Annotated in this window: 14 protein-coding genes; 7 read left to right on the top strand and 7 right to left on the bottom strand. The window is 54.0% G+C overall.

Annotation, left to right across the window (positions count from 1 at the left end):
• Nucleotides 1-39: 39 nt before the first annotated feature.
• Nucleotides 40-948: an AAA family ATPase gene (locus ACR3FC_RS00450; RefSeq protein WP_480472483.1), complete on the bottom strand. Its 909-nt coding sequence runs from the start codon at nt 946-948 to the stop codon at nt 40-42.
• A gap of 163 nt (nt 949-1111) precedes the next feature.
• On the opposite strand from ACR3FC_RS00450, the gene pyrC reads away from it, so the two are divergent.
• Nucleotides 1112-2149 (top strand): dihydroorotase, encoded by a 1038-nt coding sequence (pyrC, locus tag ACR3FC_RS00445; protein WP_480472481.1) that lies wholly within the window; start codon nt 1112-1114, stop codon nt 2147-2149.
• Here pyrC and ACR3FC_RS00440 read toward each other — a convergent pair.
• Nucleotides 2146-3438 (bottom strand): MmgE/PrpD family protein, encoded by a 1293-nt coding sequence (locus ACR3FC_RS00440; protein WP_480472479.1) that lies wholly within the window; start codon nt 3436-3438, stop codon nt 2146-2148. The genes pyrC and ACR3FC_RS00440 overlap by 4 nt on opposite strands.
• Before the next feature lie 37 nt (nt 3439-3475).
• Complete coding sequence (locus tag ACR3FC_RS00435; protein ID WP_480472477.1) at nt 3476-3922, bottom strand: type II toxin-antitoxin system RatA family toxin; 447 nt, start codon at nt 3920-3922, stop codon at nt 3476-3478.
• 72 nt (nt 3923-3994) lie between these two features.
• Here ACR3FC_RS00435 and hpt point away from each other — a divergent pair, with 72 nt between their 5' ends.
• Both hpt and ACR3FC_RS00425 read left to right on the top strand, forming a co-directional pair.
• The gene (hpt, locus tag ACR3FC_RS00430; protein WP_480472475.1) at nt 3995-4537 is read left to right on the top strand and encodes a hypoxanthine phosphoribosyltransferase; all 543 of its coding nucleotides are present in this window, start codon (nt 3995-3997) and stop codon (nt 4535-4537) included.
• A 120-nt stretch (nt 4538-4657) separates the two neighbouring features.
• Nucleotides 4658-5014 carry a hypothetical protein gene (locus ACR3FC_RS00425; protein ID WP_480472473.1) on the top strand — a complete coding sequence of 119 codons (357 nt, stop codon included), beginning with the start codon at nt 4658-4660 and terminating at the stop codon, nt 5012-5014.
• An 11-nt stretch (nt 5015-5025) separates the two neighbouring features.
• On the opposite strand, the gene ACR3FC_RS00420 is transcribed toward ACR3FC_RS00425, so the two are convergent.
• Nucleotides 5026-6177, bottom strand: a complete 1152-nt coding sequence (locus tag ACR3FC_RS00420; protein ID WP_480472471.1) for an amidohydrolase — start codon at nt 6175-6177, stop codon at nt 5026-5028.
• Complete coding sequence (gene lipA / locus ACR3FC_RS00415; RefSeq protein WP_480472469.1) at nt 6174-7124, bottom strand: lipoyl synthase; 951 nt, start codon at nt 7122-7124, stop codon at nt 6174-6176. The genes ACR3FC_RS00420 and lipA overlap by 4 nt, the downstream gene beginning before the upstream one ends.
• A gap of 261 nt (nt 7125-7385) precedes the next feature.
• Between lipA and ACR3FC_RS00410 the strand changes: the two genes are divergently transcribed.
• On the top strand, nt 7386-7934 hold the full coding sequence (locus ACR3FC_RS00410; RefSeq protein ID WP_480472467.1) for a redoxin family protein: 549 nt from the start codon (nt 7386-7388) through the stop codon (nt 7932-7934).
• 51 nt (nt 7935-7985) lie between these two features.
• Here the strand turns inward: ACR3FC_RS00410 and ACR3FC_RS00405 are convergent, their stop codons facing one another.
• Nucleotides 7986-9068 (bottom strand): DUF6456 domain-containing protein, encoded by a 1083-nt coding sequence (locus ACR3FC_RS00405; protein ID WP_480472465.1) that lies wholly within the window; start codon nt 9066-9068, stop codon nt 7986-7988.
• Nucleotides 9069-9309: 241 nt separating this feature from the next.
• Here ACR3FC_RS00405 and ACR3FC_RS00400 point away from each other — a divergent pair, with 241 nt between their 5' ends.
• Nucleotides 9310-9609, top strand: a complete 300-nt coding sequence (locus ACR3FC_RS00400) for a DUF6477 family protein (RefSeq protein WP_480472463.1) — start codon at nt 9310-9312, stop codon at nt 9607-9609.
• Here the strand turns inward: ACR3FC_RS00400 and ACR3FC_RS00395 are convergent, their stop codons facing one another.
• Nucleotides 9610-11154 carry a trimethylamine methyltransferase family protein gene (locus ACR3FC_RS00395; protein WP_480472461.1) on the bottom strand — a complete coding sequence of 515 codons (1545 nt, stop codon included), beginning with the start codon at nt 11152-11154 and terminating at the stop codon, nt 9610-9612.
• A gap of 301 nt (nt 11155-11455) precedes the next feature.
• Between ACR3FC_RS00395 and guaA the strand changes: the two genes are divergently transcribed.
• On the top strand, nt 11456-13015 hold the full coding sequence (gene guaA / locus ACR3FC_RS00390; RefSeq protein WP_480472459.1) for a glutamine-hydrolyzing GMP synthase: 1560 nt from the start codon (nt 11456-11458) through the stop codon (nt 13013-13015).
• 50 nt (nt 13016-13065) lie between these two features.
• Entirely contained in the window at nt 13066-15165 is a 2100-nt protein-coding gene (locus tag ACR3FC_RS00385) for an acyltransferase family protein (protein WP_480472457.1), read from the top strand.
• Nucleotides 15166-15419: the final 254 nt, after the last annotated feature.

Here is a 15419-nt window from a genome sequence, read left to right as displayed (position 1 = left end):
GCCCCCATACCCCCGGAGTATTTGGAAAAAGATGAAACATCAGACCGGTTCGAGCGTGGCCTTGGCCTCGTCGAGGATGCGTTTTGCCTCGGACCCTTGAAGTTTTTGAATGTCGTCCTGATATTTCAGGATTGCACCCAGCGTATCCCCGATCACCTCGGGGCTGAGGTTCATCACATCCAGCGCCAACAGGCATTTCGCCCAGTCAATGGTCTCAGCCACGCCGGGTTTCTTGAACAAATCCTCGGTGCGCAAACGCTGAACAAAGGCTACAACCTCGCGACTGAGTGCTTCCGCAGCTTCAGGCGCACGGGCGTGCAGGATTTCGATCTCACGCTCGAAGTCGGGGTAATCTACCCAATGATAGAGGCAACGGCGCTTGAGAGCATCATGCACTTCCCGCGTCCGGTTCGAGGTGACAATCACGATGGGTGGTTCAGGTGCTATTATAGTGCCAAGTTCGGGGATGGTGACCTGAAAGTCACTGAGCGCTTCGAGCAGAAACGCTTCAAACGGTTCATCGGTCCGGTCCAATTCGTCAATCAGCAGAACTGGCGCTCCGTTTTCGTCCGGGCGCATCGCCTGCAACAAGGGGCGTTCGATCAGGTATTCGTCAGAGAACAGTTCAGTCTGCAACGCGCCCCGGTCGGCCCCACCCGCGGCCTCGGCCGTTCGGATCGCGACCATCTGCGCCGGAAAGTTCCATTCGTAAACGGCAGAGGACGCATCCAGCCCTTCGTAGCACTGCAACCGGATCAGGCGCCGGTTCAACCCGGATGCCAGAGCCTTGGCGATCTCGGTCTTTCCAACCCCTGCTTCGCCTTCCAGGAACAACGGGCGTCCAAGCTTCAGTGACAGGAACACAACCGTCGCAAGGGCGCGACCGCAGACATAGCCCTGACGACCCAGCATCTGCTGCACGGCATCGATGGAATCTGGCTGTGTCATGGAACCCCTCTCTGCTTTAGGGATAAACAGGTCATGCAAGTGTCTGGGCGTCAAGGCCTCAACCTTGGACAGAGCTACGACGTTCAGGTCGGTTGACAAGATTTTTTTTGTGCCTTGCGCGGACGCAGTTGGTCTTTCGCAACAGCTATGCTAGCGGAAGGCCATGACCGACACCCTTACGCTCCGCCGCCCTGACGACTGGCATCTGCATCTGCGCGATGGCGCGATGTTACAGGCCGTCCTGCCCGAAACCGCGCGCCATTTCGCCCGTGCGATCATTATGCCGAACCTTGTACCGCCGGTTGTGCGCGGCGATCAGGCCGCCGCCTATCGAGACCGCATTATGGCGGCTCTGCCCGATGGTATGACGTTCGAGCCGTTGATGACCCTGTATCTGACCGAAGATACAGATGCCGCAGATGTCGCAGCGGCCCATGCCAACGGTCTGATCAAAGCCGTCAAGCTGTATCCTGCCGGGGCTACCACCAACTCCGCCTCGGGTGTGCGCGACTTCGACAAAGTGCGCCCGGTGCTTGAGAAGATGGCCGAAATCGGCCTGCCCATGTGTGTGCATGGCGAGGTGACGGATCCGGAGATCGACATATTTGACCGCGAAGCCGTGTTCATCGACCGTGTTCTGGATCCGATCCGCAGATCGACTCCGGGCCTGCGTGTTGTGATGGAACATATCACCACGTCCAATGGTGTGGATTATGTCAAAGCCAACGCGGTTGATCTGGGTGCAACGATCACGGCGCACCACTTGATTATCAACCGCAACCATATCCTGGTTGGTGGCATCAAACCGCATTACTATTGCCTTCCTGTTGCCAAGCGCGAGGAACACCGTCTGGCCCTGCTATCCGCCGCAACATCGGGCGATGCGCGGTTTTTTCTGGGCACGGACAGTGCCCCGCACACGGATGCAAACAAGGAAATGGCTTGTGGCTGTGCGGGCTGTTTTACGGCGACCAACACCATGTCTCTGGTGGCTGAAATGTTTGACCGGGAAGGTGCATTGGAAAAGCTGGAAGGCTTCGTGTCGCTCAACGGGCCGGGTTTCTATCGCTTACCGGTGAACCAGGATATGATTACCCTGACCAAGGGTGAGCCCGTTTCGTATCCCTCAAAGATTGAAACAGGCGATGGACCAGTCACTGTGTTTGACCCGGGCTTTCCGTTGCACTGGTGCGTGGCTTAACCCGCCATACGTTCGGCCAGATCGCGGGCACGTCCCCCGGTGCGCAGCATCGACCAGATCGTGTCCGATTCATCCGCGCCGATCAGCTTGGTCGCTTTGTCGCGCACGCGATCCTCACGGTCCGACAACGACATTGGGTTCAGCAGATCATGCGTCGCTTCGCGGCGAATGCCATCGCGACGCAGCAGGGACAGATGCGCCTGCGTTTCTGACAGGCTGTCATCTGCCTCGACCGTGATGCGGTCGCGCAAAGACGTTATACGCGGGTCGACGCAGACCTTGTCGGTGAAACTACCTGGCAAAGCCGTATCATATCCCAGCGCCTGCATCGCGATCACTGTCCGATAGGAAAACTTGGCCCCCAGTCCGGTTGTCGGTGACAGTTGATTGCACACACTCATCCAGCGCGGATGAGTCTTTATCTGGATCTCGGCGACCTCTGGCTCCGCTATGTCCAACTCCCGCGCGGCTTCCAGCGCGGCGTGAAGACCGTGGCAACAGGCGTGAAACTTGTGGCTGACCGTTTCAAACAGCCATTCATCGCCCAACCCATCCAGAGCAGTTTGATCCGCTGCACCTTGATGCGTTGCCCCAAATCCATAAGGACCCTCCAGCGCGTCGGCGTTGGCCTGAAAACCGCGCTGTACCAGCAAGGCCGTCTCGACCCCTGCTGAAGCGGCAAGTCCGGCGTTATACGGCTTGCCCATGGTTCCGAACTGCGCCTTCAGCCCCGCCGCTCGCGTCGCCGTCAGACCCAGAACCATTCGCATCTGGTTTGCGTCAAAACCCAGCAAACGGCCAACAGCGACTGCCGCCCCAAAGGCACCGGATGTCGCCGTCTGGTGAAACCCTGCCTGATAGTGACCGCGCCCCAGCCACAAGCCAATTCGGATTGAGGTTTCCATACCCACCAAAGCGGCTTCGAGAAAGTCGACAAGAATACGGTCATCCCATTCGGCCACCGCAAGGGCTGCGGGCAAAATGGCGACGGAAGGATGCCCAATATGGGCGAAATGCGTGTCATCGTAATCCAGCGCGTGAGACACCGTGCCATTCACCAACGCCGCACCACGTAGCGGCGCCGAGCCGCCGCCAAGGAGATGCGCCTGAGGGTTCCCGCCCTCGGACAGTATCATGTCGCGAACCGTGGTTGAGACGGGTTCGCGCGCGCCTGCCCGGCCCACAGCGACCCAGTCAAGAACAGATAGCGATGTGACGATTCGCGCCTGAGACGACGTAGAAATCGGCCCTGCCGCAAAAGCGGCCAATGATACAGTAAATTCCGTCATGCGCGTAGTCTAGCGTGCGCCTGACAAGGGTAAAGACCTAGCTGTAGAGTTCTTGCGCGCGCGTCTCGAACGCGCGCACGATCCGATGCATCGCTTCGTTGAAAACCACACCGATAATCCCTTGCAAGATGGCGTTCTTGAATTCGAAATCCACATGGAACGAGACGTTGCAGCCCCCATCAGGCGCGTCCTCGAACTGCCAGTCGGATTTCATGTATTTGAAGGGGCCGTCCAGGTATTCGGTGTCGATTTTCTTTTGATCCGCAAACAGGGTTACCTTGCTGCCAAATCGTTCCCGGAAAACCTTGAACGAGATGATCAGATCGGCCTCCATCACCTCAGCCTCTTCCATCGCATAGGTCTTGCGAATGCGGGCAGCAGCGCACCACGGCAGAAATTGGGGGTACTTGGCCACATCGGCAACCAGGTCGTACATCTGCTGGGCTGTATACGGCAGGTGGCGGGTTTCCGAATGGATAGGCATGACGTCCGGTATTTGCAGGTGACAATGGCGCGTCATGTCGTATGTTGCGCGCCAAAGATCAAGGGGGCTGCGATGACTGACCGCGCATATGTGATAGATGAGATGATCTCGGCAAAGGCTATCGCCGCTCGAATCGAGGAGCTGTGTCGCGACATTTCGGCAGAGTTCAAAAACACTGACAAGCTGGTGGTCGTGGGTCTGCTGCGCGGCAGCTTTGTTTTCATCGCCGACCTTGTGCGCGAACTTGACCTTCCGATCGAGGTGGATTTCCTTGAAGCATCTTCTTACGGAGACGCGATGGAAAGCAGCAGGGAAGTTCGCATTCTCAAAGACTTACGCGGCGCAATTGAAGGGCGCGACGTGCTGGTTGTCGAGGATATCGTTGACACAGGCCATACGTTGAACCATGTCACCAAGTTGCTGCAAAGCCGTAACCCCGCGCGCCTGAAATCCATTGCCTTGCTGGACAAGCCGAGCCGCCGCGAAGTGGATTTTCGATCAGACTGGATCGGTTTTGAGATACCCGACGAATTTGTCGTGGGTTATGGAATTGACTATGCTCAACGCAATCGCAACCTGCCCTATATTGGCAAAGTCCGCTTTACGGACGAATAGCCCGAGCGGGCCTTTTCCGGCCTCGTACTCAGACCCGATTAAAAATTCATTATTTAGAATATCAATGGACAACCATCGCCTCGTCGCTTTACCTTTCAGGTAGTCGCAGGAGGATTTTTGATGAAGCGTCTTATCTCGATAGCGGGCGTCTTTTTGGTGATCGTCTCCCTTGCAAGCGCGTCATATGCAAAAGACAACAAGGGCAAAGGACAAGGTGCCAACAAAACCAAAGTAGAGAAATCCATTAAGTCAAACGGCAAGGCTGTTCCGCCCGGTCAAATCAAACGATACACCCGAGGTCAGAAATTACCGGACGAACTGCGTTTTGACTATGTTGACGACCTCGACAACTGGAAGCTCAAACCGCTGAAGCCGGGGCAACGGTATATTCGGGTCGACGACGAAATAATCTCGATATCAGATGATACGAAGACTGTAATAGAAGCTGTTGGAATCGTTGGCGATCTGATGAATTGAAAGCCTCGGTCCTAGCAGTCGCGGCCTAACACAGCTTCGATGGCCCTCAGAAATATCCCGGTCCCAATCGGAATAAGCGCATCCGGGAAATCATAGTCCGGGTTGTGCAACTGGGGTTGGTCACTTCCCGACCCCAACCAGAACATGGCGGTTTTCGCGCTTTTTCCAAACTGGCCGAAATCTTCTGAAAACCGCTGTGGCTGATCGACCAATCTGCAAAAAACGCCCTGCTCCGTGCAGGCCTTGGACAGGATCGAAACTGCTTCCGGGTGATTGGCACAAGCCTCAAACACTTCGTCATAACTGATTTCGACCGCCAGCCCTTCGGCTTTGGCCGTTTCGTGGACCAACGATTCAGCGTCGCTGATCAGCTGCGCCATTCGCGCGTCCGTGACTGTGCGAAGCGTCACCCACAGCTCGGCCTGCCCCGGTGCTACTCCGACCGTGCGCTCACCCAACGTGGCATGTGTGACGGTGGTCAATGCGTAGTCGTCATTCAGATCCCCTCCGCCACCTAACGCGGTCAAAGCCGGCATCAGACTTGCCAGCGCACTGGCAGGTGACACCCCATCTTGCGGAGCAGCGGCATGCGACGTCTTTCCAGCCAAAACAATCTGCATCCCGCGTGAGGCACAGTTAGAAGGACCGTCACAAATTTCGACCGCGCCCAACTCCAGTCCTGGTAAGTTGTGCAAAGACAGTACGAGGTCGGGCGCAACCCCGGCGAACTGGGGATCAGCCCGGAAAGCGATTGCACCATGGCCGGTCTCTTCTGCTGGCTGGAAGATCAATACGACGCGGCCCTTCTTGGGGCGGTGATGTTTCAACCCGTCTGCTACGCCCAGAACCATAGTCATATGCCCGTCGTGGCCGCATAAATGACCTTTGCCCGCGACCTGTGATACATAGGAATGGTCCGCCAACTCCTGGATCGGCAACCCATCCAGTTCGCAGCGAATGCCCAGGGTGGGACCAGGTTGGCCACTTTCGAAAACGGCGGCAATCCCGTGCCCACCTATTCCGGTCAGGACATGGTCAGCGCCTGCGTCGCGCAGAAGTTCAGCCAACCGTGCTGCGGTACTCTCTTCCTGTCCCGAAAGTTCAGGTTGTTGATGCAGCTCGTGGCGCAGATAGGTCAGTCGCGCGATCTGATCAGGTGTCACGCGTGTTGCAGCTTTTCTAGACGCGCCGCGCGCAGCCGGGCAAAATCATCACCAGCGTGATAGGAAGACCGGGTCAACGGCGACGCAGATACCATCAGAAAGCCTTTGCCGTAAGCTGCCTTTTCGTATGACGCGAACTCGTCGGGTGTCACGAAACGATCAACACCGTGGTGTTTCGGTGTTGGTTGCAGATACTGGCCAATCGTCAGAAAATCGATATCCGCCGCGCGCATGTCATCCATGACCTGACGCACCTGCTGTTCGTTTTCGCCAAGCCCAACCATGATGCCAGACTTGGTAAAGATCGACGGATCAAGTTCTTTCACCCGCTGCAAAAGACGCAGTGAATGGAAGTACCGCGCGCCGGGGCGAACCTCGGGGTACAAACCCGGTACGGTTTCCAGATTATGATTGAAGACGTCCGGCTTTGCCTGAACCACAATTTCCAGAACGTCAGCATCGCATTTCAGAAAATCGGGCGTCAGAATCTCGATCGTGGTTTTGGGAGAGCGGTGCCGCACCGCGCGGATGGTCTGAGCAAAATGCTCGGCACCGCCATCACTCAGATCATCCCGATCAACGGAGGTGATAACCACATGGTTCAGGCCAAGTTTTTCGACCGCATGTGCCACCCGGCCGGGTTCAAAGGCGTCAAGGTCGTCTGGGCGGCCAGTAGCGATATTGCAGAATGTGCAGCCACGGGTACAGATCTCGCCCATGATCATCATGGTGGCGTGGCCCTGGCTCCAGCATTCGCCGACATTGGGGCATCCCGCCTCTTCGCAGACTGTGACCAGATTATTGTCGCGCATGATCCGGCGCGTATCTGCATAACCTTTGCCGCCGGGTGCCTTGACCCTGATCCAGTTCGGTTTCTTGGGCTGCGCATTATCCGGGCGGTGCGCTTTTTCCGGATGGCGCTGTTCGGGGATCTTCAGATCTCGCACGGGCAATATTCCTGACTTTAGGTCAATCTTGTCGCTCATAACATAAACAGATGTGCAGTGTTACACCAGCGGCGCATAGCCGCTATGCAACGCCGCCGCGCATAAGCGAAAACGAGATTGTAAAAATCCGTTTCACCGCATGTTTTCAATGAGTAATGAGAAGAGGTTATTAATTCAAAATGCGGCATATCGTCGATTGAAGGCAGTTTAGAACTGTTTTAAGTCACGGCAAAATCACAGGTGAATCACAGGAGCTTGAACATGAAATCCGGCGCAATACTGCCCAACGTGATCTTTCACACCCGTGTCCGCGATGACTCAATCGAAGGACCAAACCCATTCCGTTGGGAAGACAAGACCACCGCTGACTATTTTGCCGGAAAACGCGTGATCCTGTTCTCATTGCCCGGCGCGTTCACGCCCACCTGTTCGACATATCAACTGCCCGGCTTTGAAAACGGATATGGCGATTTCATTGCCCAGGGTGTCGATGAAATCTACTGCATGTCTGTCAACGACAGCTTTGTGATGAACAAATGGGCGCAAGATCAGGGCCTGACCAACGTCAAGGTCATTCCGGATGGATCGGGCGAGTTCACCCGTAAAATGGGTATGTTGGTTGACAAGGACAATCTGGGCTTTGGCATGCGGTCATGGCGCTATGCTGCCATCGTAAACGACGGTGTTGTCGAAGCCTGGTTCGAAGAACCTGGCCTGATGGATAACTGCCCCGAAGATCCCTATGGCGTGTCTTCGCCCGAAAACCTGATGAAACATCTTCAGGCGATGGCAGAACCCGAACTGGCTTGAGTAATAACAAGACGAAAAAAGGCCCGTTTTAACGGGCCTTTTTTTGTACCTTCAGCCAATCATGCGGTCGCGTTCAGCCTGATCCCGATAGTGACGTTTCAGCCGTTGTAACGCGATCCGCAGAACAATCTTTCCGGATCGTGCCGACCAACCCATGCGTTTTTCCGCCAGTTCCAACCCTTCGAGATAGCAACAACACCGCAGGGCAACATCACTTAGTCCGGGGCCAAGGTCAGACAGGGCCCGCGCCACGCGGTCCCGCGCATCCGATGATCCCTTTCCTCCGTGGCTTTCACTGTCATAACTGCTGCGGCCACCAGCCGTTAAAAACCGCTCCCAGTTCTGTGAAACCTGAGGACCAATCTGCGCCAACTCGAAATCTTCGCGCAACCGCTCTCCTGCGCTGACAAGCGATTCATCCAGAAAAGGCTTGCCATCGCGGTCACGTCTGCGTGCAAGGGCAACCAACGGGCTTTCCGTGGCGCTATAGCGAATGCGCCTGATCCGGTCAGTCGCCCCACCCGATGTTTTTGCCTGAAACAACGACTGAGCTTCGGCAAATCCGACTTCGGTACCCACGCGCGCCTTGTTTTCCGCTTTTGCGATCAGGTGGCTCAGTGCCGTTCGGCCAGCCGCAGAAATTCTGTACCGTGAAATGCGACCGGGGTTATCGCAGGAAATCCAGTCCTTTAAGGCCAGAGCCTGAGCGATCTCGCAATCGACGACCGCGGTTCTGGTCGCTCCGGCGTTGCCGGTGTCACGAACGACTACCGCTTTGTCCATTTCTTCAGCCACGGCAAGAACCGAACCTGTCTCGCTCAGGCGGCGCAGAATGCGCAATGCCTCTCTTTCGAACGCCTCTTCCTGGGCAGCTTCATCCGCGATCACGACCGAGTCGCCTGCGTCGTCGGGCATGGAAAAATGTGTTTCTGCCAGCGACTGCAACGCCGCATCCACCAAAGGATCGTCACGGCGCATCTCGATACGCCGGATTTGCCGGAGGATGGTTGACGCATGGCAACCTGCCGATCTCGCGATATCGCGGATCGAGCGTCCGGTTTCGGTATGAGCAAGGTATCTTTGCGCCCCCTCTGGAACCCATGCCGGAATGGTGAAAGCCATGTTGTTTTCCATGATTATTTGCCCTCGTCGACAAAACAAAATGTCACTTTTCGCCCTCGGATAGCGGGTTAACCAAATCTAACTAGAGGTCCATTCGTTACTCGTTCGTTAACCGCACAAGGCACGAACCAGATTTGATTCAAAAAGATAAACAGTCGTGAAACCATCGTTCGGAGAGGCTGTCACGCAGGCAACACCCGCTTAGGTTGTGCATTAAATAGTCCGGTAAACCTTCAGACACAGGACACGTAAGATGCAGGACCTGATGACAATGATCTCAACGCTTCACCGCCCACGCATGTTGGCAAGAGCCGCCAATTTCGGAGCGAGAGAGTACAACCGGGACAGGCATTTGCAACGTATTCTGGGATACGGGTCATTGCCGGGTTCAGGTCAGGCCCTACTGCGACTGATGGAGATGGAAAAAGAGGTGAATGAACTGCGCAAAGAAGATGATGCCGCATACTCTCTGGTCCGGCATCTCGACATTCTTATCGCGCTGTTGGGTGAGGCGCGGCTGTATCAAGCCAACCGCGCCCCGGTCCTTCAATAATTAGGAAAACGCATCCGGCATGGAGGCCTTTTTCTCGGCGATATAGGCTTCCAGCGCTGCGGCTGTATCCGGCTCCATATGCGGTTGCTGATAATTCGCCAGCAGGTGTTCAACCCGCACAGAGGCTAGAGCCCGCGTATCACGCGCACCTTCTTCTTGCCAGGTTTCATATGGCTTGTAGTCCAGCAGATCGGACTTCCAGAACGATTCCTTGAAGTTCGCCTGCGTGTGGGCGCATCCTAGATAGTGCCCGCCGGGGCCAACTTCCCGGATCGCATCCATGGCCTGCGCGTTGTCATCATAGGCCACGCCCTTGGCCAGCGAATGCAAAACGCCCAACTGGTCGGCATCCATAACAAATTTCTCGAAGTCGGCCACCAGGCCACCTTCCAGCCAGCCGCAGGCATGCAGCATGAAGTTCACGCCAGCCAACAGACCCATGTTCAGCGAGTTCGCTGTCTCATAAGCCGCCTGCGCATCCGGAAGTTTCGAGCCGCAGAACGACCCTGCGGACCGATACGGCAAGTTCAGACGCCGCGCCAGCTGACCCGCGCCATAGGTGATATGCGAAGCTTCCGGCGTACCGAAGGTCGGCGCGCCAGAATTCATGTCGATCGAGGTCACGAATGCCCCAAAGATCGCGGGAGCACCAGGACGGACGATCTGGCTGTACGCCACACCGGCAAGAACCTCGGCCAGAACCTGGGTCAAAGTACCGGCCACCGAGACCGGCGCCATCGCACCGCCCACAATAAAGGGCGAGATGATGCAGGCCTGATTGTTGCGGGCATAGACTTCCAGCGAGCCCATCATCACATCGTCGAATGTCATCGGCGAGTTTATGTTGGTCAGCGACGTCATCACCGTGTTTTGCTGGACGAATTCCTTACCGAACAGGATTTCGCACATTTCAACCGAATCCTGCGCCCGGCTGGGATCGGTCACCGAGCCCATGAAAGGCTTGTCCGACAGAGTCATATGCGCCTTCAGCATATCCAGATGGCGCTTGTTCACCGGAATGTCGGTCGGTTCACACACCGTACCGCCCGAATGGTGCAGCCACTTGGACATATAGGCAAGTTTCACGAACTTGTTGAAGTCGTCCATCGTCGCGTAACGACGGCCGCCTTGTGCATCGCGCACGAAAGGAGGGCCGTAAACCGGGGCCAGAACCATGTTCCGGCCACCAATCACGACCGACTTCTCGGGGTTGCGGGCATGTTGGGTGAACTCGCTGGGCGCTGTTTTAATCAGCTCACGAGCAAGGCCGCGCGGAATGCGCACGCGTTCACCGTCGATATCCGCACCCGCGTCGCGCCAGCGTTCCAGAGCGGCAGGGTTATCAACAAAGTTAACACCGATCTCTTCCAACACGGTTTCCGCGTTGTTTTCAATGATCTCCAGTGCCTCTTCGTTGAGGATTTCGAAGTTCGGAATGTTGCGTTCGATGTATTTCGCGGTCTCGATACGAACTGCAGTCCGCTCGGCACGGCGGGCAGCGCCACCGCCACCTCTCGCCCTGCGCCGGGTGTTTGCCTCAGTCATGAGAAGATCCCGTGTTGTTGGTTAGATTGAGCGTTTGATACAGGTTTGCCGGGGCGCAAGCATAGGGATTGCGGCACGTTGGGGGGAAAAGCGACATTGCCGCGCGGCAATCCGGCGAACCGGCCGCCAAGGGTGAAATCTGGAATTGGAAAGCGTACCCTTCTGCCCTGTCCATGTGCGCCGACGGAGCCACCGGCGGAAACCCTCGTGTCAAAAATCATTGCAGTGATCTTTTTTGATTCCCGCGCTGGAATCGGACCTCGCTCTTGCGAAATGTGCGGGCTTGCCCTAAGGCGCTGACATGACCCAGACATCCCACGACCGCCTTCTGATCATCGACTTCGGCAGCCAGGTTACGCAGCTTATTGCCCGCCGCCTGCGTGAGCTGAATGTCTATTGCGAAATTCACCCTTACCAGAATGTCACGATGGATTTCGTGCGGGAAATGGCCCCGCGCGCGGTGATCTTCTCGGGCGGGCCGGACAGTGTGACGCGCGAGGGCTCGCCCCGTGCTCCGCAAGAGATTTTTGACTATGGCGTGCCGATTCTGGGCATCTGTTATGGCCAGCAAGTGATGATGCACCAGCTTGGCGGCAAGGTCGAAAGCGGCCATGGCACGGCCGAGTTTGGTCGGGCTTTTGTCACGCCGAAAGACAAACTGGCAATTCTGAACGGCTGGTTTGACGACGGGGATGAACAGGTCTGGATGAGCCACGGCGACCACGTCAGTGATATCGCACCGGGGTTTCAGGTCTTCGGCACATCGCCTAACGCGCCCTTTGCGATCACAGCCGATCCGTCGCGTCACTTCTATGCCGTGCAATTCCACCCCGAGGTGCACCACACGCCGAAGGGCGCGAAGCTGTATGCGAACTTCGTCAAGCTGGCCGGTTTCAAGGGCGACTGGACCATGGGGGCCTATCGCGAAGAAATGATCCGCAAGATTCGCGAGCAGGTTGGCGACAAGAAGGTCATCTGCGGTTTGTCGGGCGGTGTTGACAGCTCGGTCGCAGCGATCCTGATCCACGAGGCGATTGGGAACCAGTTGACCTGCGTCTTCGTCGACCACGGGCTGTTGCGCAAGAACGAGGCGACAGAAGTCGTCGGCATGTTCCGCGACAACTACAACATCCAGTTGATCCACGCGGACGAATCCGAACTGTTCCTTGGCGAGCTTGAAGGGCAAAGCGACCCGGAAACCAAGCGCAAGATCATCGGTAAGCTGTTCATCGACGTCTTCCAAAAACACGCTGACACCATTGAAGGGGCCGAGTTCCTGGCGCAAGGGACGCTTTATCCGGATGTAATCGAATCAGTGTCATTTTCGGGCGGGCCTTCTGTAACCATCAAATCGCACCACAATGTCGGTGGCTTGCCGGAAAAGATGGGCCTGAAGCTGGTCGAGCCCCTGCGAGAGCTGTTCAAGGATGAGGTTCGCGCGCTTGGCCGCGAACTTGGCCTTCCACAAAGCTTCATCGGACGTCACCCTTTCCCCGGCCCTGGTCTGGCAATCCGCTGCCCCGGTGAAATCACCCGCGAAAAACTGGGCATCTTGCGTGAAGCTGATGCGATCTTTATCGACCAGATCCGTAAACACGGCCTCTATGACGACATCTGGCAGGCTTTTGTTGCCATCTTGCCAGTGCGGACCGTAGGTGTCATGGGCGACGGGCGCACCTATGACTACGCCTGCGCGCTGCGGGCCGTCACATCTGTCGATGGCATGACCGCGGACTACTACCCGTTCAGCCATGAATTCCTGGGCGAAACGGCAACGCGGATCATCAACGAAGTTAAAGGCATCAACCGGTGCACCTATGACATCACATCGAAACCCCCCGGCACCATCGAGTGGGAGTAGCTCAAACAACCCAACTTATTGTTTATATTGATTTTTGTGGCTAGCAAGTTGTGAACCAAGTGAACCAATCATCTCCTAACAAGTCATCCTATCGATCTGAAATTGATGGTTTAAGAGCATTTGCTGTCTTATCCGTTGTAGCCTTTCACGCCTTTCCTAGTTGGATAAAAGGTGGGTTCATTGGTGTTGATGTCTTTTTCGTAATTAGTGGTTTTTTAATTACTAGTCACATATTTGAAAATTTAGACAAAGGGCAATTTAGTTTTACTGACTTTTTTGGTCGTCGTATTAGACGGATATTCCCAGCCCTTATACTTGTAATGGCTTGCTCATTGGCTTTCGGTTGGTTTACATTACTAGCGGACGAATTTTCTCAACTCGGTAAGCACGTCGCGAGCGGTGCTGCGTTCATTACAAACTTTATTTTGGTTGATGAGAGTGGTTATTTCGATACTGCCTCAGAAACCAAGCCAATGCTTCACTTATGGAGCTTAGCTGTTGAGGAGCAATTCTACATTGTTTGGCCACTAGTACTTTGGCTTGCTTGGAAGCGTAGGTTTGATTTACTTACGATTACAATCTTAGTGGCTTTGATCTCGTTTTATTTAAACCTGCGTTTTGTTAACTCATATCCGACAGAAACCTTTTTTTGGCCGGTGGGGCGTTTCTGGGAGCTTTTAAGTGGAAGTGTTCTAGCTTGGCTTCTCTTGTATAAATCAGAGGTACTTAACCGATTTAAGCTATGGGTTGATAAGGTCGCAGTCAGAATTATTCACCCAAAAGAAGTTAAAGCCGATGGCTCAACTACATCTAATCTGATGTCACTTATCGGATTACTATTATTGGCTTATGGCGTAATCCGCATTAATGAAAGTCTTTCGTTTCCTTCAAAATGGGCTCTAATTCCAGTTTTAGGGGCTGTTTTAATAATCGCTAGTGGTTCTAAGGCTTGGCTGAACCGCGTATTTCTAATGAATCCTATAGCTGTTTGGTTTGGGCTCATTAGTTATCCATTATATTTGTGGCATTGGCCGATTTTATCCTTCCTTCAGATTGTTGAAGGAGAAATGCCACATAGAGATGCTCGAATTCTTGCTGTTCTGCTTGCTGTTCTACTAGCTTGGCTTACCTACAAACTTGTGGAAAGTCCTATTCGATTTGGCTACTTGAAGCATAAGGTGAGTGCTGTTTATATAGCTGTAGTGCTCTTTTTCATAGGTGCTGTTGGCTATTACGTTAATAATGCTGATTGGTCCGAGGCTAGGGGTTATGAAGATGTAGTATTTCCCCGCAAAGGTTTTGAACACGGCTTCGGCTCTTCTTTGAATTGGTATAAAGGTAAAGAAGGTTGGCTATTCTTAGGAAACCAATTTGATCAAACGGTAGCTAAACGTAGATTATTTTCCGAACCTTCAAGTCAAAATATATCGAATGAAGTTGCCAGATTTGAGGCTTTAGCTAGACAAGGTATGGAATCGAATACTAAGGTTGCTCTTTTGGTGGGACCAAATAAATCTAGTGTTTATACTGAGTATCTACCCAATGAAATGAATCCTTCAGAACAAAGGTATAGCACTTTTTTTACTGATAGATTGAAAGATATATCAAATCTTCTGGTTGTAGATCCAACTGATTTTCTAATCGGTGCTAAATCGAAAGAGGGAATTCTTTATTGGCGGACAAATACACATTGGAATCAAAAAGGTTCGTACCTAGCCTTTAAATCTCTGATGGAAGGACTATCCCTGAAAACTCCAAGCGTTGATTTTGTTCAGAGCGGTACAACACATAGAGGTGATCTGATAGATATTAGTAAGTTAAGTGATTTTCCATTAAGTGATGGTGATGATTGGCGCTTTAAGATACTCAGAGAATCAAAAATTTCTAAAGAGGAATTTAATGGCCAACCAAAAAGTTCTTTTGGATGGAATGGAAAGGTTTTGAACACCAAGGCATTAAACGATATGTCTGTTTGGGTGATTGGGGATTCCTTTACATCAGCAATCAGACCCTATATTGAAGCATCTTTTAGGGATGTTCGATATATCGGCCATTGGAGCCCCAAACTAAACTCGCTGCCGTCAGAATTGGCGTCGTCTGCTGAAAAACCAGATTTAGTTTTGGTTGTAAGGGTTGAAAGATCCTTTTAGAAAAATCTTTCAATCACCTTGTCACTAACGCTTTGATATTATCGAGTGGGAATGACCAGCAGATGCCTGCGAAAAACCTAACTGATTGAGCTGCAAAACGTCCTTCTCGTTCAAGCTATTGTTCAGGGCAGTCATCTATACGACCTTGAATCTGGTGCACCTTCGACGTTTGAATAGCCGGGCAAACCTAGCCTGCTTATCATAAGCGCTTGGCCTTGCGGTCTTTTGGCAGCGCGGCCCCGCAACGAACCTGA

It is taken from the genome of Ruegeria sp. AF3 (assembly GCF_056536285.1).
This window is presented reverse-complemented; position numbering and strand designations above follow the sequence as displayed.